Source organism: Pseudomonas sp. GW821-FHT09E12 (assembly GCF_059416085.1).
In genome coordinates this window covers 22,175-45,280 of sequence record NZ_JBWKOM010000011.1, presented here as the reverse complement: position 1 = coordinate 45,280, position 23,106 = coordinate 22,175, and the positions used below count along the sequence as shown (strand labels likewise).

Annotated in this window: 16 protein-coding genes; 10 read left to right on the top strand and 6 right to left on the bottom strand. The window is 64.5% G+C overall.

Going from position 1 to position 23,106, the window contains the following annotated elements; translation table 11 throughout:
• Window positions 1-22 precede the first annotated feature (22 nt).
• Complete coding sequence (locus AC07PQ_RS27005) at window positions 23-6,397, bottom strand: retention module-containing protein (RefSeq protein WP_493186512.1); 6,375 nt, start codon at window positions 6,395-6,397, stop codon at window positions 23-25.
• Between the two features lie 588 nt (window positions 6,398-6,985).
• On the opposite strand from AC07PQ_RS27005, the gene AC07PQ_RS27000 reads away from it, so the two are divergent.
• The 3 genes from AC07PQ_RS27000 to AC07PQ_RS26990 are packed head-to-tail and all read left to right on the top strand — an operon-like array spanning window position 6,986 to window position 11,889.
• Window positions 6,986-8,344, top strand: coding sequence for a TolC family outer membrane protein (locus AC07PQ_RS27000; RefSeq protein WP_007920684.1), 1,359 nt, complete (start codon window positions 6,986-6,988; stop codon window positions 8,342-8,344).
• 19 nt (window positions 8,345-8,363) lie between these two features.
• Window positions 8,364-10,523: a type I secretion system permease/ATPase gene (locus tag AC07PQ_RS26995; RefSeq protein ID WP_007920683.1), complete on the top strand. Its 2,160-nt coding sequence runs from the start codon at window positions 8,364-8,366 to the stop codon at window positions 10,521-10,523.
• Window positions 10,524-10,533: 10 nt separating this feature from the next.
• Window positions 10,534-11,889 carry an HlyD family type I secretion periplasmic adaptor subunit gene (locus AC07PQ_RS26990; RefSeq protein ID WP_007920682.1) on the top strand — a complete coding sequence of 452 codons (1,356 nt, stop codon included), beginning with the start codon at window positions 10,534-10,536 and terminating at the stop codon, window positions 11,887-11,889.
• A gap of 140 nt (window positions 11,890-12,029) precedes the next feature.
• Here the strand turns inward: AC07PQ_RS26990 and AC07PQ_RS26985 are convergent, their stop codons facing one another.
• Window positions 12,030-12,641 (bottom strand): tRNA-uridine aminocarboxypropyltransferase, encoded by a 612-nt coding sequence (locus tag AC07PQ_RS26985; RefSeq protein ID WP_493186513.1) that lies wholly within the window; start codon window positions 12,639-12,641, stop codon window positions 12,030-12,032.
• A gap of 10 nt (window positions 12,642-12,651) precedes the next feature.
• Complete coding sequence (locus AC07PQ_RS26980; protein ID WP_007920680.1) at window positions 12,652-13,545, bottom strand: LysR family transcriptional regulator; 894 nt, start codon at window positions 13,543-13,545, stop codon at window positions 12,652-12,654.
• Between the two features lie 373 nt (window positions 13,546-13,918).
• Here AC07PQ_RS26980 and speB point away from each other — a divergent pair, with 373 nt between their 5' ends.
• The 6 genes from speB to AC07PQ_RS26950 all read left to right on the top strand — a co-directional run bounded on the left by speB (window position 13,919) and on the right by AC07PQ_RS26950 (window position 19,521).
• On the top strand, window positions 13,919-14,869 hold the full coding sequence (gene speB, locus AC07PQ_RS26975; protein ID WP_007920678.1) for an agmatinase: 951 nt from the start codon (window positions 13,919-13,921) through the stop codon (window positions 14,867-14,869).
• 9 nt (window positions 14,870-14,878) lie between these two features.
• On the top strand, window positions 14,879-15,301 hold the full coding sequence (locus AC07PQ_RS26970; protein WP_007920677.1) for a YybH family protein: 423 nt from the start codon (window positions 14,879-14,881) through the stop codon (window positions 15,299-15,301).
• A gap of 54 nt (window positions 15,302-15,355) precedes the next feature.
• Window positions 15,356-16,867, top strand: a complete 1,512-nt coding sequence (locus tag AC07PQ_RS26965; RefSeq protein ID WP_007920676.1) for a purine-cytosine permease family protein — start codon at window positions 15,356-15,358, stop codon at window positions 16,865-16,867.
• A 140-nt stretch (window positions 16,868-17,007) separates the two neighbouring features.
• A complete protein-coding gene (locus AC07PQ_RS26960; RefSeq protein WP_007920675.1) occupies window positions 17,008-18,387 on the top strand; it encodes a sodium:solute symporter family protein in 1,380 nt (459 codons plus the stop codon).
• 84 nt (window positions 18,388-18,471) lie between these two features.
• Entirely contained in the window at window positions 18,472-19,197 is a 726-nt protein-coding gene (locus AC07PQ_RS26955; RefSeq protein WP_493186514.1) for an MBL fold metallo-hydrolase, read from the top strand.
• A gap of 72 nt (window positions 19,198-19,269) precedes the next feature.
• Window positions 19,270-19,521, top strand: a complete 252-nt coding sequence (locus tag AC07PQ_RS26950; protein WP_007920673.1) for a phosphopantetheine-containing protein — start codon at window positions 19,270-19,272, stop codon at window positions 19,519-19,521.
• Window positions 19,522-19,673: 152 nt separating this feature from the next.
• Here the strand turns inward: AC07PQ_RS26950 and AC07PQ_RS26945 are convergent, their stop codons facing one another.
• Together AC07PQ_RS26945 and ptrR are read right to left on the bottom strand one after the other, a co-directional pair.
• Complete coding sequence (locus AC07PQ_RS26945) at window positions 19,674-19,802, bottom strand: PA1414 family protein (protein WP_009042667.1); 129 nt, start codon at window positions 19,800-19,802, stop codon at window positions 19,674-19,676.
• A gap of 138 nt (window positions 19,803-19,940) precedes the next feature.
• Complete coding sequence (gene ptrR, locus AC07PQ_RS26940) at window positions 19,941-20,822, bottom strand: putrescine utilization regulator PtrR (protein WP_007920672.1); 882 nt, start codon at window positions 20,820-20,822, stop codon at window positions 19,941-19,943.
• Window positions 20,823-20,926: 104 nt separating this feature from the next.
• Here ptrR and AC07PQ_RS26935 point away from each other — a divergent pair, with 104 nt between their 5' ends.
• Entirely contained in the window at window positions 20,927-22,087 is a 1,161-nt protein-coding gene (locus tag AC07PQ_RS26935) for an MFS transporter (RefSeq protein WP_493186515.1), read from the top strand.
• A gap of 8 nt (window positions 22,088-22,095) precedes the next feature.
• On the opposite strand, the gene AC07PQ_RS26930 is transcribed toward AC07PQ_RS26935, so the two are convergent.
• Window positions 22,096-23,019, bottom strand: coding sequence for a DMT family transporter (locus AC07PQ_RS26930; protein WP_007920670.1), 924 nt, complete (start codon window positions 23,017-23,019; stop codon window positions 22,096-22,098).
• Window positions 23,020-23,106 lie beyond the last annotated feature (87 nt).

Genomic DNA, 23,106 nt, shown 5'->3' with positions numbered 1-23,106 from the left:
CTGGCGCCGGGCCCGCCGGGCCTCAGACGGTATCGACCTTCAACGAATGGTCGTTGAGCATGCCGTTGATGATGGTCGCGGTATCCGCGCCCCCCGCGATCACTCCGCCCGCGCCCGGCGTCACCCCGTAGTGCTCCGCCAGGTTGACCCCGGCCAGATCGATGGTCTGGGTCGGCGAGGCCCCCGCCGCCGCGCTGACGTCGATACTGGTGATCAACGACGGACCGCTGCCAGTGACCGTGAAGTGCAGGTAATCATCCAGCGATGCGCTGCTGGCGTTCTCGCCCTGCAACAGTTGCGACAGGTCGAGTTTGTCGATACCCGGCGTGAAGTCGGTGACCAGGTCATGCCCGCTGTTGCCCTGCTGCCACTGGAAGGTGTCGCTGCCGCTGCCACCGGTCAGGGTGTTGTTGCCCATCCCGCCGATCAACAGGTCGTCGCCGCCACCGCCGTTGAGCACATCGTTGCCCAGGCCGCCGGTGATGATGTTGGCGTTGTTGTCGCCGGTCAGGGTGTCGTTGTAGTTGGAGCCCACCAGGTTTTCGATGGCGGTCAGGGTATCGGTCCCGGCGCCACCGGTGTTCTGCGCACCGAGCAGCGAGAGGTCGACCGTGACCCCGGCACTGGCATGGGCGTAGCTGGCGGTGTCGTTGCCCGGGCCGCCGTCGAGCAGGTCGTTGCCCGGCCCGCCGAACAGCAGGTCGTTACCCGCGTCGCCATGCAGGGTGTTGTTGCCGCTGCCGGCGATGAGCACGTCGTTGCCGTCGCCGGCATTGATCAGGTTGTCGCCGCTGCCGGCCAGCAGCACATCGTCGCCAGCGGTGCCGGTCAGGGTATGGCCGTCCTGATAACTGATGCTCACCGCCGCGCTGTCGCTGCCGCCATGGCTGTCGCTGGCGGTGTAGGTGCCGTGGTAATCCGGCGTGGATTCCTGGCCGCCCGCGTAGTTGACGGTCATGGTCAGCTGGTAGTTTTCCGAACCGTTGGCGTTGCCGCCGCTGGGGTTGGTCAGGTTGGTGATGTGGATCTGGTAGATGCCGTCCGCCCCCGCGGTGAACGAGCCGCCATCGGCGATCGCGGTGTAGGCCCCGCCATTGAAGGCATACTCCATGCCCACCCGGCCCGCCGTCAGGTTGTGATCCAGGTTCAGGGTCTCGCCCTGTTTCAGGCTGACGCTGATCACATCCTCATCGTTGTCATTGCCGTTGTTGATGCTGCCCAGGAAGCCGCTGATCACCACCGCGGCCGTCATCGCCGCCGTATTGGCATTGAACGAGGCCCGGGCGACGCTCAGGGTCTGGTTGGACCCTCCGGTGAAGCCGATGGTCTGCAGGCTGCCGGCGGTAAAGTCCGCCCCAGGGGACAGCCAGCCGGTGTTGAAGCTGGTCGGCGCAGCCGTCAGCGGATCGCCGTTGGCATCACTGTCGTTGGCCAGCAGGGCATCGGCCGGCACCACGATAGTGCCCGACAGAATGTTGGTGATGATGTGGTCGTCGCCCGCCACCGGCGCCGCGTTCGGATTGACCTTGACCACCAGGGTCGAGCTGGCCAGGTCGCCGTCGTTATCGCTGACGGTAAAGCCGACTGTCTCGGTCAGCACCACGCTGGTGACGTTCTGCGAGCTGTAGGTGTAATCGCCGGTGTCGAGTTTCACCACCAGTGTGCCGCCGTTGTTGGTGGCGATGCTGAGGCTGTTGTCCAGGGTATTGAAGGTGCCGTGGTTGACCCCGCCGCTGAAGCTCAGCGAGCCCTGGTTGCTATTACCGTTGGGGTCATAGGTGTAGGTGGTGCCATCGACCACCAGGGTCTTGATGAAACCGCCGTCGGCGCCGAACGAGCCACCTTCGCCGAGCAGGCTGCCGGTGACCGGGGTGCCCTGTACCGTACCGGCCAGCACCGAGTCGAGCTGGTTCAGGTCGGTGACCACCACGGCATTGGTATCGATGTGGGTACTGCCGTCATAGGCCAGCGGGTCGAGGTTGCTGTTGCTGACACCGCTGCCCAGACCGATTGCATAGTTCTTGATGCCGTTGGCGTCGAGGAAGGCTTTCCAGGCGGTCTCGTCGGCGGTGCCGATCTCCTGGCCATCGGTGGGTTTGCCGTCGGAGAAGAAATAACCGACGTTCTGCGCCCCGCTGATCTGGCCACTGGTGACAAACGCCAGCTTCGCCGCGGCCACGGCCGCATCGTAGTTGGTGCCGCCGCCCGCGGTCAGGGAGGCGATGATCGACTTGGCCGTCGCCACATCGACCCAGATCGGCGTCTTGTCCGTGGCGCTGCTGCTGAAGGTGACGATCTGCACCTTCACATCGCCCATGTCGTCGTACTTGTCGAGCAAGGTGCTGATCGCCTGCTTGGCCAGTTCCAGGCGCGACAGGCCGGGGACGCCCGACGGGTCGGCCATGCTGCCGGATACGTCGATCACCAGCAGCAGGTTGGAGTCGACCTCCAGCGCAGTGACCGCCCGCTCGCTGGCGACCGCCTGGGGTACATCGTCGACGATGCTGATCTGGATGGTGCTGGTGGTGGTATTGCCCACCGCGTCGGTAGCCTTGTAGGTGAAGCTTTCGCTCAGCACGTTCGGGCCGTCGTTGGCGTTCGGCGAGGTTTTCGGCGCCGAGGTCAGGGTGTAGCGATAGGTGCCGTCGGGGTTGAGCAGGATCTGCCCGTAAGTGCCGGTGGCGCTGCCGACCAGGGTGTAGGTAATCGCACCACTACCGCCGGTGACCGCGCCGACCAGGGTCCCGGTGGCGGTTTCGCCGGTATTGCCCGGGTCACTGCCGGTCACCGTACCGGCCGCCAGGTCCTGGCCGTCCTTGCTCAGGTCCAGGGCCTTTTCGAAGACAGTGATGTCCTGGTCGGTGACCGCCCTGAGTTCGTTGCCGCAGATCTGGATGGTGATGGTGGTGGTGCTTTCATCGCCGTCCGCGTCACGCACGGTGTAGACGAACACATCTTGCGAATCAGGAGCGGTGACCGAGTTCGGATTGCTGTGATAGGTCGCGTTGCCGAAGGCGTCCAGGGTCAGCGTGCCATACAGGCCGTTGATGGTAGTGTTCAAGCCGCCAATGGCCGAGGTCGAGGTGTCGCTGCCGGCGCGCACGCCGACCACCGCACCAGTGATTGCCGGGCCATCGGCGCCGCCAATGTCGTTACCCAGCACGTTGCCGCTGAGGGTCGTGCCTTCGTCGGCCATCACCACATCAGGGTGAGCGGTGGGCAGGTCGTCGACGATATTCACATCCAGCACCCCGGAGGCGCTGCTGCCGTCGCCATCGCTGGCGAACACATTGAAATGCTCGGCGATGCTGTTGGCCCCCAGCCCCGTCGGATGGCTTTCATTGTCGAGCAGGGTGTAGCTGTAGGCGACGACACCGATACTGGCGTCGTAGCCGGTAATGGTCAGCACGTTACCCAAGGCCGTCAGGATCGATTGCGGGAAGCTCGCGGCCACCCCGCCCGTTACCACGTTGATCCCGCCCACCGTCAGGGTTTGCAGGCCGTCCGGTGCGTTGACCAGGAAGAAGCCGCTCTGGGTCAAGGCCGGGGCGTTGGGGCTGGTGCCATCGCTGAGGTGCTTCTCGTAGACCGTCAGCTCGCCGCCCTCGATATCCAGGCAGTGCAGGGTCACGCAGTCGTCGTTGTTATGGACGTTCAGCACCAGGTTGGCGGTGCTCGGGTCGCCATCGGCGTCGGTGATTGTGTAGGCGAAGGTCTCGGTAGCGCTGCCATTGCCCTGCAAGGCCTTGAAGTCGGCGTCCGCGGTGTTGAGGGTGTAGGTGTAGGTGCCATCGGCTGCGAGGACCAGGGTGCCGTAGGTGCCGGTGAAGGTACCGGCGGTCACTGGGCCTGTGGGTACGCGGTCAGCGCCCTGCACGTCGTTGGTCAACACATTGCCGCTGAGCACCAGCTGGCTTTCCGAGGCCACGCCATTGCTGTCATCGACTGCCGTTGGCAGGTCGTCCACCACATTCACATCCAGCGAACCGCTGGCCGTGCTGCCATCGGCATCGGTCGCCACCACATTGAAGTGTTCGCTGAGGCTGTTGGCGCCATTGGCGGTTGGGTGATCCTCGTTGTCCATCAGGGTGTAGCTGTAGCTGATCACCCCGGTGGCGGCGTTATAGCCCGTGATGGTCAGGGTGTTGCCCAAGGCCGTGGTCACCGATTGCGGGAAGCCTGCGGCCACCCCGCCCGTCACCAGGTTGATCCCGCCGACCGTCAAGGTCTGCAGGCCATCCAGCGCGGTCACAGTGAAGGTGCCGCTTTGGGTCAACGCGCCCGCATCCGGGCTGCTGCCGTCCGCCAGGTTTTTCTCGTAGACCGTCAGTTCGCCGCCGTTGGTATCCAGGCCATCGAGGGTCACGCCGTCATCGTTGTTATGGATATTCAGCACCAGGTTGGCGGTGCTCGGGTCGCCATCGGCGTCGGTGATGGTGTAGGCGAAGGTCTCGGTGCCGTTGCCCTGCAAAGCCTTGAAGTCGGCGTCCGCGGTGTTGAGGGTGTAGGTGTAAGTGCCATCGGCCGCGAGGACCAGGGTGCCGTAGGTGCCGGTGAAGGTACCGGCGGTCACTGGGCCTGTGGGTACCCGGTCAGCGCCCTGCACGTCGTTGGTCAACACATTGCCGCTGAGCACCAGCTGGCTTTCCGAGGCCACGCCATTGCTGTCATCGATTGCCGTTGGCAGGTCGTCCACCACATTCACATCCAGCGAACCGCTGGCCGTGCTGCCATCGGCATCGGTGGCGACCACATTGAAATGTTCGCTGAGGCTGTTGGCGCCATTGGCCGTTGGGTGGGCCTCAGTGTCGGCCAGGGTGTAGCTGTAGCTGATCACCCCGGTGGCGGCGTTGTAGCCCATGATGGTCAGGGTGTTGCCCAAGGCCGTGGTCACCGATTGCGGGAAGCCCGCGGCCACCCCGCCCGTCACCAGGTTGATCCCGCCGACCGTCAGGGTCTGCATGCCGTCCAGCGCGGTCACGGTGAAGGTGCCGCTTTGGGTCAACGCGCCCGCATCCGGGCTGCTGCCATCCGCCAGGTTCTTCTCGTAGACCGTGACTTCGCCGCCTTCGGCATTGAGGCCCTGAATCACCACCGTGTCGTCGTTGTTGTGCACCTGCAACACCAGGTTGGCGGTGCTGCTGTCGCCGTCGGCATCGGTCAGGGTGTAGGTGAAGCTGTCCGTACCGTTGCCGCCGCCCTGAAGCGCGAGGAACGCCGGGTCGCTGGTATGCACGGTGTAGGTATAGGTACCGTCGGCGGCCAGCACCAGGGTGCCGTAGGTGCCGTTGAAGGTGCCGGCGCTGATCGGTCCGCTGGGCACCCGGTCGGCGCCTTGCACATCGTTGGTCAGGACATTGCCGCTCAGGGTCAGTTGGCTTTCCGAGGCGACGCCATTGCTGTCGTTGAACGCCTGGGGCACATCGTCGGTGATATTGATATCCAGCGAGTTGCTCGCCGAATCGCCATTACTGTCGCTGGCGACCACGGTGAAATGTTCGCTCAGGTTGTTGGCACCGTCGGCGGCGGAATGGATTTCGTTGCCGACCAGAGTGTAGCTATAGCTGACCGTACCCGTGGCAGGATCGAAACCGGTGATGGTCAGGGTGTTACCGAGGGCGGTGGTGATCGACTGCGGGAAGCTGGCGGCCACCCCGCCACTGACCACGGCGATCCCGCCCACGCTGAGGCTGAGCAGCCCGTCGGGGGCGGAGACACTGAAGGTACCGTTCTGCACCAGCGCCGCGGGATTGCTCGCCGAGCCTTGGGGCAGATTGGCTTCGCTGAGGGTCAACTCGCCATTGGCGACCGACAGGCCGCCCAGGGTGACCGGGTTGTTCGGTGGGGGCGGGGGTGGCGGTGCGATACCGCCATCGTCGCTAGGCGGTACCGCGGCAATCCGCTCAGGCACGAACTCGGGAATGCCGTTGAAGCCCGCGGTGGGGAAACCAATGATCGGCTCGACCCGACCCGCGACTTCTTCAAGCAGTACAAAGGTATGCCCGCCACCCAGGGCGCCAGCGGTGCCACCCGTAGCACCGGGGCCGGCCGCGGTGGCTTCGCCAGTCTGCGTCGGGTCGGCGCCGGCAGCGATGGCTTTCTGCAGTTGCTCGACATCGGTCAGTTGCGCCTCGCTGGGGGTCACGCCTTCAGGAGCCTGCACATGGGGCGCCTGGTTCGCCAGCAGTTGCGGGGTCAATTGCAGGCTGCTGTCGCGCCCGAGGGTCAGTTCCTGGCCGTTCTGCAGATGCACGGCTACTGCGCCCTGCGCACCGGTCACCAGTTGATCCCCCGCAAACAGACGATCGCCTTCTACCAGAACGCGCCGGCTGCCATCCGCCGCTACCGCTACCACCTGCCCGATTACCTTACTGACGACACCGATTAACCTAGCCATGAGCACTTCCTCCGCTGCCGACCGCTATCGGCATCTGGTTGCACGGAAAAGTGCTATGGCGTTATCGGGTCACCGACGGGAAACGCCAGCCTGAAGGTTCGCTGATTGCTGCTCAGTCGAACCTGCGCACCGGCCTTCCCTCTCGCTCGTCCCTCGCTGGCCTGCTGTTTCTGCCGAAGGCAAAACCGAATGCAATCAAACGCATTCAGGCTTCGGACAGCCCTCCCGCGAAAGTCGCGACATGGATTCAAACACTGCAAGTGACAAAAAAATGTCGCTGTAAAATCCGTATCGCACCCTCCCCACCGCTCCTCTCCCGCCCTATGTCGCAAATTTTGTTGAACCTTTTCAAGCTCCTAAAAAGCCCTCTAGAGCCTATAAATACGGGGCTTGCGAACTGAACAATGTGCTGGATTTCACAGAGTGCATAAGTTTTTTTCAGCATAAGCCTTATGAGAAATTCTTCTTAGCTTGCGCTCAGGATGTTCTTAGCTCTGTTGTTACAAGCCTGAAACGGTTTGACCTATAAAGTTCGTCATTTTTTTGGCGACTGCAAAGCACTATACATGGACCAGGGAGATGTACTTCATGCGCGTTTTTACCCCCCTCAGTAGCGCGATTTTATTAGCCATGGCCTGCATTCATCAGGCCCAAGCCATGTCTCTGACGGAGGCGATTCAAAGCACGCTGGACAACCACCCGGAACTGCGCGCGAGCCAGAACAACCGTCTGTCGGCTGATGAGGACGTCAAGGTCGCCAAAGGGGGCTTCTATCCATCGCTGGACCTGAATGCTGCCTATGGCCGTGGCTACAGCGACAACACCACCACGCGCGCGTTGGGCAACCATCACACCGAGACGTTGACCTATACCCAGTCGGAGTTGCGCCTGCGGCAAATGCTCTTCGACGGCTTCAATACCGCCAACGAAGTCGGGCGTACCCAGTCGGTCTCCAACTCGCGGGCCTACTACACCCGCGGTACCGCCGAGAGCCTGGCCCTGCGCACCATCGAGGTGTACCTGGAAGTGCTCAAGCGCCGCGAACTGGTGACCCTGGCCAAGAACAACCTGCAGGCGCACCTGCGGGTCAACGACCAGATCGGCCTGCGCAGCGAACGTGGCGTCGGCAGCACCGCCGACCTCGACCAGTCCAAGGCCCGTCGCGCCCTGGCGGAAAACAACTACGACACGGCGCAGGTCGACCTGGCCGACGCCGAGGCCAACTTCTTCAGCGCCGTGGGCCGTATGCCCGACGAACTGGAAAGCCTGCCTTCGGTGCGCGGCGAGATCCCCGCCAGCCTGCCGGATGCCCGGCAGAGCATGCTGGAGAACAACCCCTACCTGAAATCGGCCCAGGCCGACGTACAAGCGGCCGAGAGCCAGTACGAGGTCGCCAAGTCGCCGTTCTACCCTCGCTTCGATGCCGAGGCCGCGGTGGGCGCCAACGACAACGTGCAGGGCGACAAGGGCCACGACAATGAATGGCGAGTGGGCGTGGTGATGAACTACAACCTGTTCCGCGGCGGCAGCGACAAGGCCCGCCTGCAATCGGACGCGCACAAGATCAACCAGGCCATGGACATCCGCAACAACGCGCTGCGCATGCTCAACGAGAACATCACCCTGGCCTGGAACGCCATGCTCAACGCCAAGAAGCAGACCCCCACCGCTCGCGAATACGCTGAAACCACCACCCGCGTACGGGCCGCTTACCAGGATCAGTTCGGCCTCGGCCAGCGTACCCTGCTCGACCTGCTGGACAGCGAAAACGAGCTGTACAACGCCAACCGCCGCTACACCGAGGTGCGCTACACCGAGGAGTTTTCGATGTATCGCGTGCTGGCGAACATGGGCGAGTTGTTGAACAAGGAAAAAGTCGTGGTGCCAGCCGAAGCGATCGCCCAGACCGAAGTGAAGAGCGAAGCCCGACTGCCTGAGATGCGTTAAGTCCTCGGAGGACTTCAATGTGACCAGCATGGAACCCGGGAGCTCAGGCGTCGATCCGCGCCTGAGCTTTGATGACCCGTTGTTGGACGGATTGTTGATCCTCTGCAAACTGCACGACTGCACCGTCAGCCGGGCCAGCCTCAGCGCGGGGCTGCCCCTGGCCCAGCAACGCCTGAGCCTGGACCTGCTGCCCCGCGCCGCGGCCCGCGCCAGCCTGCAGGCCCGCCTGCTGCGTCGTGAGCTGTCGGCGATTTCCAGGCTCAACCTGCCGGTGCTGCTGATCCTCAAGCATGGCCGCTGTGCGGTCCTGCGCCGCTGGGGCGATGACGGCCAGGCGCTGATCCTGCCCAGCGAAGCCGAAGGCGGCGAGCAGTGGGTCAGCCAGGCGGAGCTGAACGATGACTACAGTGGCCAGGCGCTGTTCGCCCGGCCACGCCACGAACTGGAAGAACTGCGCAATTCCCTGGTGCCGCGGGTCGAAGCCTGGTTCCGCGACACCCTGAAACTCTCGCGCTGGCTGTACAGCGACGCGATCCTCGCCAGCCTGCTGATCAACCTGCTGGGGTTGATGGTGCCGCTGTTCGTCATGCAGACCTACGACCGCGTGGTGCCCAACCAGGCCACCTCGACCCTCTGGGTGCTGGCCATCGGCCTGTTGATCGGCACCGGCTTCGAGCTGGTGCTGCGGGTGGTGCGCGCCCATCTGCTGGACAGCGCCGGCAAGCGCACCGACGTGATCCTCTCCGCCACCCTGTTCGAGCGCATCACCGGCATGGCGATGAAAGCCAAGCCGGCGACCATCGGCGGCTTCGCCCAGAGCATCCATGACTTCCAGGGCCTGCGCGAGTTTCTCACCGCCGTGACCCTGACCAGCCTGATCGACCTGCCCTTCGCCGTGCTGATGCTGCTGGTGATCGGCCTGCTCGGCGGCTGGCTGGTGGTGATCCCCTTGCTGGCGTTTCCCCTGACCATCGTCTTCGCCATGCTGATCCAGGCCCGCCTGCGCGACACCGTGCAAAAGAGCCTGAGCCTGGGCGCCGAACGCCAGGCGCTGCTGATCGAGACCCTCGGCGGCCTGGAAACCCTCAAGGCCTGCAGCGCCGAAAGCGAACGCCAGCACCGGTGGGAAAGCACCCACGGCGCCCTCACCCGCCTCGACAGCCACGCGCGCAATCTCTCGGCCCTGGCCACCAACGGCACCTTGTTCATCCAGCAGTTCTGCGGCATGGCGACCATAGTCGCCGGGGTCTACAGCATCATCGCCGGCAACCTCAGCGTCGGCGCGCTGGTCGCCACCTACATGCTCGGCAGTCGGGTCCTGGCGCCGCTGGGGCAGATCGCCGGGCTGATCACCCGCTACCAGCAGGCGCAACTGACCATGCGCAGCACCGACGCCCTGATGGCCCTGCCCCAGGAACGCGATGCCCGCCAGCGCCCGCTGGAGCGCACGCAACTGCAAGGCGCGCTGGCGCTCAATCAGGTGACCTTCCGTTATCAGGGGCAGAATGCCGCGGCCCTGAGCAATATCAGCTTCAGCATGCAGCCCGGCGAACGCATCGGCATCATCGGCCGCAGCGGCTCCGGCAAGAGCACCCTGGGGCGCCTGGTCATGGGTTTCTATGCCCCCGAGGAAGGCCAGTTGCTGCTGGACGGCCTGGACCTGCGCCAACTGGACGTGGCCGACCTGCGCCAGCAGATCGGCTATGTCGCCCACGACCTGCCGCTGCTGGCCGGCAGCCTGCGCGACAACCTGACCCTCGGCGCCCGCTACATCAGCGATGCGCGCATGCTCGAGGTCGCCGAGCTGACCGGAGTCACCGAGCTGGCCCGCCAGCATCCCCAAGGCTTCGACCGGCCGGTAGGCGAGCGTGGCCAGTTGCTGTCCGGCGGCCAGCGCCAGGCCGTGCTGCTGGCCCGGGCGCTGCTGCTGGACCCGCCGATCATGCTCCTGGACGAACCCACCAGCGCCATGGACAACAGCAGCGAAGACGCCCTGCGCCAGCGCCTGCACGCCTGGGTGCAAGGCAAGACCCTGCTGCTGGTGACCCACCGCACCTCGATGCTCAGCCTGGTGGAGCGGCTGGTGGTCCTGGACAACGGGCGGATCGTCGCCGACGGGCCGAAAGAAGCGGTCATCGATGCACTGCGCAAGGGCCGTGTCGGCTCTGCGGCGGTCTAGGAGTCGCCCCATGCCTGCCTCATCGCAATCACGCGGCTACTTCGCCAGCCTGCGCAAAAGCGCGGAAAGCGAGTTCATGCCCGAAACCGCCGGCGCCTCGCTGCAGGATTCGCCCCGCGGCTCACGCATCGTCGTCTGGCTGACCACCGGGCTACTCGTCAGCGCCCTGCTCTGGGCCAAGTTCGCGGTGCTTCAGGAAGTCACTACCGGCGAAGGCAAGGCCATCCCGTCGAGCAAGGTGCAGGTGGTGCAGAACCTGGAAGGCGGCATCGTCACCGAGATCTTCGTGCGCGAAGGGCAGATGGTGAACAAGGGCGACACCCTGCTGCGCCTGGACGACACGCGTTTCCTGTCGAACAAGGGCGAAAGCGAGGCCGATCGCTATGCCTTGATGGCCCAGGTCGAACGCCTGTCCGCCGAAGCCGAGGGCCGGCCGTTCAAGCCGTCCGACGAAGTGGTGGCCAAGGCGCCCCAGGTGGCGGAGGACGAACGCTCGCTGTACGAACAGCGCCAGCGCCGTCTGGCCAGCGAACAGCGGACCCTGAGCGAACAGCTGCGGCAAAAGACCCAGGAACTGGCGGAATTCCGTTCGAAACAGGGGCAATTCAGTTCCAGCCTGGCCCTGCTCAACCAGGAGATGAACATGTCGGCGCCGCTGGTAAGTACCGGCGCGGTGTCACCGGTGGAGATCCTGCGTCTCAAGCGCAGCGCGGTGGAAATCCGCGGCTCGCTGAATGCCACGACCCTGGCCATTCCCCGGGCGGAATCGGCGATCAACGAAATCAGGAGCAAGATCGACGAGTCCGAACAGGGCTTCCGTTCCGATGCCGCCAAGGAACTCAACGAGAAACGCACCGACCTGTCGAAAATCACCGCCTCGAGCATCGCCATCGACGACCGGGTGACCCGCACCACCGTGACTTCGCCGGTGCACGGGGTGATCAAGCAGCTCAAGGTCAACACCATCGGCGGCGTGGTCCAGCCGGGCAGCGACATGCTGGAAATCGTGCCGCTGGAGGACAACCTGCTGATCGAGGCCAAGGTGCGGCCACAGGACGTGGCCTTCCTCCATCCCGGGCAGAAAGCCATGGTCAAGTTCAGCGCCTACGACTACACCATCTACGGTGGCCTGAGCGCCAAGCTGGAACTGATCGGCGCCGACACCATCGCCGACGACAAGGGCAACAGCTTCTACCTGATCCAGGTGCGCACCGACAAGAACCACCTGGGCGGCGACCTCAAGCCGCTGCTGATCATCCCCGGCATGGTCGCCACGGTGGACATCATCACCGGCGAGAAAAGCGTGCTCGACTACCTGCTCAAGCCGGTGCTCAAGGCGCGGACCGAGGCGATGCGCGAGCGCTGATAACACGTCCCCTGTCGCCGCTGCCGCAGGCTGCGCCGGGTCGCGCAGCGGCCCCTGGGCCTGACACCACGTACCTCCTGCAAGACCGAGGCGCCTGGATCGGCGCCCGCTTCGCGGTCGATCGCAGCCTGCGGCAGCGGCTACAGGTCTTTTGTCTGTTGGTGGTTACGTTGGTAGGTGTCTTCGCCCATTGCCGCGATCTGTCCGTCGATCAAGGCCTCGAAAGGCTTCAGCAAGGGCGCGAACGTGGCCGGTGCCTCCAGGACCTGCAGGGCCTGGACGATGGCCTCGATGGTCGACAGGGCCCCCGGCCCGGGCGCCTTGCGCAGCCGGTAACGGGACACGGTGCCTTCGGCCAGGGTCACCCGGGGCAACGCGGCCAGCAGCGGATTGAGGTGCAGCAACTTGCGCGCCTTGCGCCAGGTACCGTCGGGCACCACCAGCAGCAAGGGCTGCTCGTCCGGCACGCTGGAATAGGCCTGCAATGGCTGCGCGTCCTCCGCCGGGAATAGCAGGCGCGCCTGATACCCGGGACAGTTCAACAGCTTCGGCAGATCGGCAAACACCTCGCCGACGATCAACTCGGCATTGTTCAACCCCAACGCCGCCAGCCGCGCGGTGTTCAGCGCGTGGCTCACTTCGCTGGGATGCTGCAACAGGAGTATCCGGGTGCGGCTGTCCAGCCGTGGAATCAGCGGGCACAGGCAATGGGTTTTCGGGCGCAGGCAACGCGGGCATTGAATTCTCGACATGGACGCCTCCTCAGGCCTGATTGAGCTGCGCCTTGAGCAGGTCGCGGAACGTCTGGATCAACGGTTCGCGGCTGCGCCCACGGCGCACGATCATCGAAAACGGCGCCTGATAACCGAAGGTCGCCGGCAGCAGCACGCGCAAGTCGCCCTTGTCGGCCCAGGCCTGGGCGTAATGCTCCGGCAGGTAGCCGATGTAGGCGCCGGACAGCACCAGGATCAGCTGCGCCTCCATACTCTCCACCGTCGCCGCGCTGTGCTTGAAGCCGTGGCGCGCCAGCTCGGCCTGGCTCCAGTAGCCACGGCCGACCATGCGCTGCTGGGTGATCACCTGCTCGGGGATACGCCGCTCGTTGAACAGCGGGTGCCGGCTGCTGCAATACAGCCAGTGCTGCTCGCGGTACAGCGGCATGTACACCAGCCCACTCATGCGCGTGGAGAACGCACCGATGGCCAGGTCCAGGCGGTTGTCCTGCACGCCGAGCTGCAATTCATAGGGGCTGAGTACCGACAGATGCAAATGCACCGCCGGGTGTTCCTGGCTGTAGGCGCCGATGGCTTCGGCGAACGGCAGGGCCTTGTCGCTCACCGTCGAGTCGATCACCCCCAGGTTGAGGGTGCCGCGCAGTTCGCCCTTGAGCGCCGCGGCGTACTGCTCGAAACCCTCCAGCTCTCCCAGCAGGCGCAGGGTTTCCTGGTGGAACAGCTCGCCCTTGCTGGTCAGGCTGAAACCGCCGCGGCCACGGTGGCACAGGACCAGCCCCAGGGCCGATTCGAGCTGGCTCATATAGGTGCTGATAGCCGACGTGGAGAGGTTCAGTTCGTGCTGGGCATTGGCGAACCCCTGATGCCGCACCACGCTGACGAAGATGCGCAATAGTTTCAGATCAGGTAAAGCGTTGGCCATGGGAGCTCCACAAGGAAAATCGACAACGGGGATCGGGTGTCAGGGTCATCCAGACCTCATTGGCGTTCCTTCATGAACAGCGTCGCGGCGCCGATTATGACCGCTGTGCGGCCAATCGCGGGCAAGCCTCGCTCCTGCTTCTGTAGGAGCGAGGCTTGCCCGCGAATGATCTCCGGTCCGGGCAGTGCCGCTCTCACAGGGCCAGAGTCTATCCTTTACACCCGCCCTTAGTTTAGAAAAATCTGAACTAAGTATTTGCCCGTAGCGATTCTTCCCGCCCACTACATTTCGCAGAATCGGCCCCACTCGGTTTCGCCGGCAGTCATCGCCGCGCCACAAACCCCATAAATAAAACAACGATGAGGCCAATCCCGTGGACAAGATTCTCCACCAACCACTGGGCGGCAACGAAATGCCGCGCTTCGGCGGCATCGCCACCATGATGCGTCTTCCCCATGTACCTACCCCGGCCGGCCTGGATGCCGCCTTCGTCGGCGTCCCGCTGGACATCGGCACCTCGCTGCGCGCCGGCACCCGCTTCGGGCCCCGTGAAATCCGCGCCGAATCGGTGATGATCCGTCCGTACAACATGGCCACCGGCGCCGCGCCCTTCGACTCGCTGAACGTGGCCGACATCGGCGATGTGGCGATCAACACCTTCAACCTGCTGGACGCCGTGCGCATCATCGAAGAAGCCTATGACGGCATCCTCGAGCACAACGTGATCCCGCTGACCCTGGGCGGCGACCACACCATTACCCTGCCGATCCTGCGCGCCATCCACAAGAAACACGGCAAGGTCGGCCTGGTGCACATCGACGCCCACGCCGATGTCAACGATCACATGTTCGGCGAGAAGATCGCCCACGGCACCACCTTCCGCCGCGCCGTCGAAGAAGGCCTGCTGGACTGCGACCGCGTGGTGCAGATCGGCCTGCGCGCCCAGGGCTACACCGCCGAAGACTTCAACTGGAGCCGCAAGCAGGGCTTTCGCGTGGTGCAGGCCGAAGAGTGCTGGCACAAGTCGCTGGACCCGCTGATGGCCGAAGTACGGGCGAAAGTCGGCGACGGCCCGGTGTACCTGAGCTTTGACATCGACGGCATCGACCCGGCCTGGGCGCCAGGCACCGGCACCCCGGAAATCGGCGGCCTGACCACCATCCAGGCGATCGAGATCGTCCGTGGCTGCCAGGGCCTCGATCTGGTCGGCTGCGATCTGGTAGAAGTCTCGCCACCGTATGACACCACCGGCAACACCTCGCTGCTGGGCGCCAACCTGCTGTACGAAATGCTCTGCGTGCTGCCGGGCGTGGCGCGTCGCTGAGGCCCGGCCATGAGCGAGCGTGAGCAGGTCCTCAAAGCCGCCGCCGAGCTGGTGGCGGCCTTCGCCCGTAACGATCGCGAAGCCTACTTCGGTGCGTTCAGCACCGATGCCAGCTTCGTCTTCCACACCCTCGCCCAGCCCCTGCTGTCCCGCGACGCCTACCAAGCGCTGTGGGACAGCTGGCGCCGCGAGGACGGCTTCGAGGTGCTGTCCTGCACCTCGAGCAACGCGTTTGTCAGCCTGCAGGGGAACACCGCGGTATTCATTCATGACGTCGCCACCGAGCTGCGCATGCAAGGGGAGCAACACTTCAGCCAGGAGCGCGAGACCATTGTTTTTTGCAAACAAGGGTCTGGCACACAACAACAAGGCCTATGGCTGGCCTGCCACGAACATTTGTCCGCAATGCCGGAAGGGCTGCCACCCCCTTAGCCAGAAAGGTGACGCTCACGCACGATGAGCGCGCCCTAGTGATCGGAGCAGATCATGAATAACAACAACAAAGAAAAAAGCCTTAGCAGCATCGAAACGAACGGGGTCGAACAGATCCCCGACCATGAACGCGACGCCCGGCCCAGCGACCTGTTTCGCCTGATCTTCGGCGGCGCCAATACCTTCGCCACCGCCGTGCTCGGCAGTTTCCCGGTGCTGTTCGGCCTGTCCTTCCAGGCGGGTGTCTGGGCGATCGTGCTGGGCGTGATCCTGGGGGCATTGATCCTCGCGCCGATGGGCCTGTTCGGGCCGATCAACGGCACCAACAACGCCGTCTCTTCCGGTGCGCACTTCGGCGTGCACGGGCGGATCGTCGGCTCGTTCCTGTCGTTGCTGACCGCCATCGCCTTCTTCTCCCTCTCCGTATGGAGCTCGGGGGACGCCCTGGTGGGCGGCGCCAAGCGCCTGGTCGACCTGCCGGAAACCGACCTGACCCTGGGCCTGGCCTACGGCCTGTTCGCGATCCTGGTACTGACGGTGTGCATCTACGGCTTCCGCTTCATGCTGTGGGTCAACCGCATTGCCGTCTGGGCGGCGAGCCTGCTGTTCCTGCTGGGGATCTTCGCCTTCGCGCCGGCCTTCGACAGCCAGTTCGCCGGTACCCTGGCCCTCGGCCAGGCGGGTTTCTGGGCGGCCTTCATCGGTGCCGCGCTGGTGGCCATGAGCAACCCGATTTCCTTCGGCGCGTTCCTCGGCGACTGGTCGCGCTACATCCCCCGCGAAACGCCGAAAGGCCGGATCATGCTGGCGGTGATCGCCGCCCAGATCGCCACCCTGATTCCCTTCCTGTTCGGCCTGGCCACCGCCACCATCGTGGCGATCAAGGCGCCCGACTACATCGCCGCCAACAACTACGTCGGCGGCCTGCTGGCGGTCTCGCCGAGCTGGTTCTTCCTGCCGGTGTGCCTGATCGCGGTGATCGGCGGCATGTCCACCGGCACCACTTCGCTGTATGGCACCGGCCTGGACATGTCCAGCGTGTTCCCGCGGGTGCTGTCGCGGGTCAAGGCGACCCTGTTGATCGGCGTGCTGTCGATCGCCTTCATCTTCATCGGACGCTTCGCCGCCAACCTGGTGCAGAGCGTGTCGACCTTCGCCGTGCTGATCATCACCTGCACCACCCCGTGGATGGTGATCATGCTGATCGGTCTGCTGGTGCGTCGCGGCTTCTACTGCCCGGACGACCTGCAAGTCTTCACCCGTGGCGAGCAAGGTGGCCGCTACTGGTTCCAGCACGGCTGGAACTGGCGTGGCCTGGGGGCCTGGATCCCCAGCGCGCTGGTCGGCCTGTGCTTCGTCAACCTGCCCGGGCAGTTCGTCGGTCCGCTGGGCAACCTGGCCGACGGCATCGATATCAGCCTGCCGGTGACCCTGGGCCTGGCCTCGCTGGTGTACCTGGCCCTGCTCAACCTGTTCCCGGAGCCGACCGCGGTCTACGGCCCCAACGATCCACGCAGCAAGAGCACGGATTCGCTCGGTAAACCGGTCATGCGCCAAGCCGCCTGACTCAAGCATGACCTGTAGCGGCAGGCTCGCCGGCAATCACGCCTCACACGACGGGTCCGCCAGACCGCGTCGCCTTGATTGCGGCAAGCCTCGCTTCTACAGCAAGCCACTATAAGAAAGACAATCGGAGACACGCCATCATGGCTTTAGATCTACTCGTCGTACTCATCTACGCCGCCGGCATGCTGGTGCTCGGCTATTACGGCATGCGCAAGGCCAAGACCCACGAGGACTACCTGGTAGCCGGCCGCAACCTGGGCCCGACCCTGTACATGGGCACCATGGCCGCCACCGTGCTGGGCGGTGCCTCCACCGTCGGCACCGTGCGCCTGGGCTATGTCCACGGCATCTCCGGCTTCTGGCTGTGCGCGGCGCTGGGCCTGGGCATCATCGCCCTCAACCTGCTGCTGGCCAAACCGCTGCTCAAGCTGCGGATCTTCACCGTTACCCAGGTCCTGGAAAAACGCTACAACCCGATGGCCCGCCAGGCCAGCGCGGTGATCATGCTGGCCTACGCGCTGATGATCGGCGTGACCTCAATCCTCGCCATCGGCACCGTGCTGCAAGTGCTGTTCGGCCTGCCGTTCTGGATTTCGGTGCTGCTGGGCGGCGGCGTGGTGGTGATTTATTCGGCGATCGGCGGCATGTGGTCGCTGACCCTGACCGACATCGTCCAGTTCGTGATCAAGACCGTCGGCCTGATGTTCATCCTGCTGCCGATCTGCCTGTACCGCGTCGGCGGCTGGGATGAGCTGGTGGCCAAGCTGCCGGCGTCCAGCTTCAGCTTCACCACCATCGGCTGGGACACCATCGTCACCTACTTCATGATCTACTTCTTCGGCATCCTGATCGGCCAGGACATCTGGCAACGGGTGTTCACCGCCAAGACCGAAAAAGTCGCGCAATACGCAGGCACCGTCGCCGGCTTCTACTGCATCCTCTACGGTCTGGCCTGTGCCCTGATCGGCATGGCCGCGCATGTCTTGCTGCCGGACCTGGACAATGTCAACAACGCCTTCGCCGCCATCGTCAAAGCCTCCCTGCCGGACGGCATCCGTGGCCTGGTGATCGCCGCGGCCCTGGCCGCCATGATGTCCACCGCCAGCGCCGGCCTGCTGGCCGCCTCCACCACCCTGACCGAAGACCTGTTGCCCAAGCTGCGTGGCGGCAAGCAGTCGAGCCTGGGAATCAACCGCCTGTTCACCCTGCTGACCGGCATCGTGGTCCTGGGCATCGCCCTGGTGGTCAACGACGTGATCAGCGCCCTGACCCTGGCCTATAACCTGCTGGTGGGCGGCATGCTGATCCCACTGATCGGGGCGATCTTCTGGAAACGCGCGACCACCGCCGGCGCCATCGCCAGCATGGGCCTGGGTTTCCTCACCGCGCTGGCGTTCATGTTCAAGGACGGCCTGGACGCCAACACCCCGATCTACTACAGCCTGGCTGTCGGCCTGATCAGCTTCGTGGTGGTGAGCCTGCTGTCTCGTCGCCCGGCAACCCTGGCCAACGCGATCTAACCTCAGGTCAGACGCCGTACATTTTTCTTCGGCGGGTGCAGCGTCGGTGGCTGCACCCGTTTTTTTTCGCCTGGAGGAAAGTCGATGAAGATTGTCAGCCGCGACCGCTGGTTCGAAGTCAGAAGCCTGAACGACGGGATTCGGCTGATCCACGAGCCCTATATCCGGCCGTTCTATCGCTGCAACCTGTGGCATATCCAGGGTCGCGACAGGGACCTGCTGCTGGACAGCGGCTCCGGCCTGGTCAGCTTGCGCGAACAGTTGCCCTGGCTCACCGAACGGCCCTTGCTGGCGGTGGCCAGCCATTGCCATTTCGACCATATCGCCGGGCATCACGAATTCCCCGAACGCCTGGTGCACCCGGCCGAGGCGCAGATCCTCGCCGCGCCTGACGGGGCCAATACCTTGTCGGCCGCCTTCGTTGGCGACGCGATGTTCGAGGCCCACCCGGATTGCCCGCTGTGCTACGCCGAATATCGGGTCAAGGCCGCCCCGGCGACGCGCCTGATCGAGGAAGGCGACGTGCTCGACCTGGGCAACCGTAGCCTCCAGGTGCTGCATACACCCGGCCATTCCCCCGGGGGGATCAGCCTCTGGGAAGCCGCCAGCGGCACCCTGTTCAGCGGCGACATCATCTACGACGGTCCGTTGGTCGAAGACGCCTACCACTCCAACCTGGAGGACTACGCTGCCAGCCTGAGACGCCTGTACCAGCTGCCGGTGCGGACTGTACATGGCGGCCATTTCGGCAGTTTTTCGGGAACGCAGCTGCGCAGGATGATCGAGGATTGGATCCGCCGGCACCCATGAAGCTGTGCTGTACTGCACACAATCGCGCCCGCTTCAAAGACCATGCGCAGGCCCCTGGCGAAAAGAGCCAAGATGAAAAGAGCCGAAGTCCGACAAGCCGTGCATGACTTCATCAGCCGTCTGCTGGATGGCAACGACGGATTTGCCGACGATGTGAGCCTGCAGGAGCTGGGGTTGGACAAGCAGGATATCGAGGACCTGATCTTCCACCTGGAAGATCAGTTTGGACTGACCGCCTTCACCCACGAAGAAGACCAGATGCTCAAGGCGGCGAACAGCGCCAATGACTTGAGCCGGTTTCTGCTGAAGATTTCACGGCACTGAAGATTCCATGGCGCCAAGCACCATGGGCGGGTTACGTGCGGGGTGACTGGTTTGGATCAGAAGGCGGCAACCGTTCGCGAGTGAACCTGCCCTCGCGCGGCTGAAAAGTGGCGGGAGCAGGCTGGATGCCTGCCCCATTCCCGAGCCGATGGTTAGCGGCGACGCTGTTGCCGACGCCGTTGTTCGTCGTCTGTGCGGATTGGCACCGGCTGCAATGGCGGCTCGATCAGCCCCAGTGCGACCCCGAGGTCGTGAAGCCAGTTTTGCAGTTTCTCTTTCATAGTGCCCCCCTTAAGGGTCGTGCCTGGCGGCTGGGTTCTGAAGCCGCTTCGCTCTGATAATAGCGCTAACTTTCGCCCAGTGCTCCCCCCGGATAGCAATGATCTGTTACCGGATTAATCCGAATCAGCCAGCCCGTTTCAGGCCGTCGCCCGCTGATCCGTCTGACTCGCCTGTTGCAGTTCGATCCAGGCATTGAGGTTGGCGCCGAGCATGCCCTTGCGCCACATCAGCCAGGTGGTGGCACTGGCGAATGGCTCGGCCAGCGGGTGAACCGCCACGCTCTCGCGACCGGGCAGGCTGGCGAGCATCGACGCCGACATCAGCGCCACCCCGGACCCGGCAATCACGCAGGCCAGCATTCCCTGATAGGACTCGATTTCTATCGCCCGCCCCATGGCCGCTTGGTAGTGGGCGAACCAGGACTCCAGGCGCAAGCGGTACGAGCAGCCGCGGCGAAAGGTAAATACCGCGCGCCCTTCGACATCCCGGGCACTGCGGATCGGCGGGTGGTCCGCTTCGCTGATCAACACCAGCTTTTCATCGCACAGCGGCACCCCGTCCAGGCTGGCCAGCTCCAGCGGGCCGTCCACCAGCACTGCATCCAGGCGCCCGGCCAGCAAGCCTTCGAGCAACTCGCTGCTGGGCGCCGATTGCACCTGCAGGTTCACCGCCGGGTAGGCGCGGTGGTAACGCGCCAGCAGCGCCGGTAATTGAATCGCTGCCGTGCTGTACATGGTGCCCAGTACGAAATCCCCGGCCGGCTGACCGCCCTGCACCGCCCCATGGGCCTCATCGCGCAGGGCAAACAGGCGCGCGGCGTAATCGAGCAGCACCTTGCCCGCCGGCGACAGTTGCAGCCGCTGCCGTTCCCGCAGGAACAGCTCGACCCCCAGTTGCTCTTCCAGTTGCTTGAGCCGCGTCGACAGGTTGGACGGCACCCGATGCAAGCGCTCGGCCGCCCGAGTGATGGAACCTTCCTCGGCGACCGCCTGGAAGATGCGCAACTGGCTGAACTCCACGACCATTCTCCAAAAGCGAACAAGTTACTTAATATTATTCATTTTTATAGAAAGTCAATCAGTCCTAGCCTGACGCTCATCGCCTCTTCGACGGAGCCCGGACCATGTCACCGCTGATTCGCTTACTCGCCAGTTTCATTGCCCTGATGATGGCCATGGGCATCGGTCGCTTCGCCCTCACCCCGCAACTGCCGCACTTGCTGAGCGAAGGTCAGGTCGACCTGACCGACACTGGCCTGATCGCCGCCGCCAACTACCTGGGGTATTTCATCGGCGCGCTGGATGCCATGTTCGCCCGCCGCCCGGCCCAGGTTCGCCGGCGTCTGTTGGGTGGGCTGTGGCTGTGCGTGCTGCTGACCCTGGCCTCGTCCTGGGCCGGCGGCTTCTGGGCGCATTCGGTATTGCGCTTCGGCACCGGCGTGGCCAGTGCCTGGGTAATGGTGATGATCGCCGCCCTGAGCCAGTCGCTGGCCCTGGCCGCCGGCCGGCCTCGCCTGGGCGCCCTGGTGTTTGCCGGGCCCGGGCTGGGGATTTTCCTCACCGGCCTGCTGGCCCTGGGCTCGAACCTGCTGGGGCAAAGCTCCGCGATCCTGTGGCTGGTGTACGCCGCGGCCGGCCTGCTGATGCTGCTGGTGATCCTGCCGATCCTGCCGCAACCCGCCATGCCCGCACTGACCGCCCAGATGCCACACGCCTCGAACCACAGCGGCATCCCCCGCCTCGGGCTGATTTATGCGCTGTACGGCCTGGGTTACATCATCCCTGCAACCTTCCTGTCACAGATGGCCAGCGCACGCTTTCAAGGGCAATGGCAGGCCGACCTGTTCTGGCCGTGCTTCGGTCTGGCGGCGGCCATCGGCGTGGGGCTGGTCAGCCTGCGCCGACACAGCCCGAACGCCACCCGTCACTGGCTGATGGCGACCTTGTGGCTGCAAGCCGCCGGGGTCTTCGCCTGTCTGCTGGGCAGTGGCGCCGGCCTGGCGCTGGGGGTGATTCTTTGCGGCGCACCGTTCCTGGCCTGCATGCAGTTGGTGATGCAGCGCTCGCGGGAGTTGGCGCCCCATGCGGCCCAGCGCAACGCCGGTTTGCTCACGGCCTGCTTCGCCATGGGCCAGTTGAGCGGGCCACTGCTGGCGGCCCTGAGCAGCCATTTCAGCGGTAGCCTGCAACCGGCGCTGATCGTCGCCGGCAGCAGCCTGCTGCTGGCGGGGGGCTTACTGTTGAGGCAACAACCGCTTGCCCGGGAATGCCGCGCCACGGCCTGAGCCTGGGATTACAGCAGGCTGCGGATCCGCCGGCGCAGCCACTGTTCGGCGCTGACGAAAGTGATGCCCAGCAACACCAGCACCGCACCGATCACGAAATTGAGGCTCAGGGGTTCGCCCAGCAACAGGACCCCGAAGGTGACACCGAACAGCGGCGTCATGAAGGAAAACACCGCCAGGTTGGCGGCCAGGTAACGGCGCAGCAACCAGAACCAGGTCAGGTAGCTGAAAAAGGACACCACCAGCCCCTGGAACAGCACGCTGGCCACCGCCACCGGGGTCAGGTCGACATGGGTGACCTGGCCGCTCAGCACGGCGATCAGCAGCAGGCCGACAAAACCGACGATCAGCTGATAGAACAGGGTCAGGGTCGCTGGCGCCTCGGACAAGCGCGACGCGCGCACCACCACCGTGGTCGCGCCCCAGGCCAGGCCGGCCAGCACGCCCAGGGCGTCGCCAAGCAGCATGCGCGTGTCCAGGTTATCCAGCGAAATGCCGCCGGCGAAGGCCACGCCAATGCCGATGAACGCCAGCAGAATCCCCAGCCACTGCAAGGGCCTGAGGCGCTCGCTGGGCAGCAGCCAGTTCACCCCCAGCGCGGTGAAGATCGGCGCGGTATAGAGAAACACCGACATGTGCGCCGCGCTGGTGAGCTTGAGCCCTTCGGCGATAAACAGGAACTCCAGGCCAAACAGGCTGCCGGCCAGCAAACCGCCGCGCCAGGTACTGCCGATCTGCGACCAGCCGCCCTTCCAGCACATCAGCAAGGCCACCAGCAGCGCCGAAATGCCCGAACGCGCGGCCGCCTGCATCACCGGCGCGATATCCGCCGCGGCCCACTTGATCATCACCTGTTGCACGCCCCAGATCAGGCACAGCCCCAACATCACTTGCAGTGCGAAACCGTCGGCGCTGCGCCGCTCGATACTCACCGCAGCCCCTCGGGCAGATTCATAGACATGGCAGTTACTCGACAGAAACGACAAAGCCCCGGAACCGGTCCGGGGCAAAGAATGGAT

Bases quoted from the DNA above. Each gene is read 5' to 3' on its own strand.
- AC07PQ_RS27005 (WP_493186512.1), bottom strand. From the start codon at position 6,397: ATGGCTAGGTTAATCGGTGTCGTCAGTAAGGTAATCGGGCAGGTGGTA.
- AC07PQ_RS27000 (WP_007920684.1), top strand. From the start codon at position 6,986: ATGCGCGTTTTTACCCCCCTCAGTAGCGCGATTTTATTAGCCATGGCC.
- AC07PQ_RS26990 (WP_007920682.1), top strand. From the start codon at position 10,534: ATGCCTGCCTCATCGCAATCACGCGGCTACTTCGCCAGCCTGCGCAAA.
- AC07PQ_RS26985 (WP_493186513.1), bottom strand. From the start codon at position 12,641: ATGTCGAGAATTCAATGCCCGCGTTGCCTGCGCCCGAAAACCCATTGC.
- AC07PQ_RS26980 (WP_007920680.1), bottom strand. From the start codon at position 13,545: ATGGCCAACGCTTTACCTGATCTGAAACTATTGCGCATCTTCGTCAGC.
- AC07PQ_RS26970 (WP_007920677.1), top strand. From the start codon at position 14,879: ATGAGCGAGCGTGAGCAGGTCCTCAAAGCCGCCGCCGAGCTGGTGGCG.
- AC07PQ_RS26965 (WP_007920676.1), top strand. From the start codon at position 15,356: ATGAATAACAACAACAAAGAAAAAAGCCTTAGCAGCATCGAAACGAAC.
- AC07PQ_RS26960 (WP_007920675.1), top strand. From the start codon at position 17,008: ATGGCTTTAGATCTACTCGTCGTACTCATCTACGCCGCCGGCATGCTG.
- AC07PQ_RS26955 (WP_493186514.1), top strand. From the start codon at position 18,472: ATGAAGATTGTCAGCCGCGACCGCTGGTTCGAAGTCAGAAGCCTGAAC.
- AC07PQ_RS26950 (WP_007920673.1), top strand. From the start codon at position 19,270: ATGAAAAGAGCCGAAGTCCGACAAGCCGTGCATGACTTCATCAGCCGT.
- AC07PQ_RS26945 (WP_009042667.1), bottom strand. From the start codon at position 19,802: ATGAAAGAGAAACTGCAAAACTGGCTTCACGACCTCGGGGTCGCACTG.
- AC07PQ_RS26935 (WP_493186515.1), top strand. From the start codon at position 20,927: ATGTCACCGCTGATTCGCTTACTCGCCAGTTTCATTGCCCTGATGATG.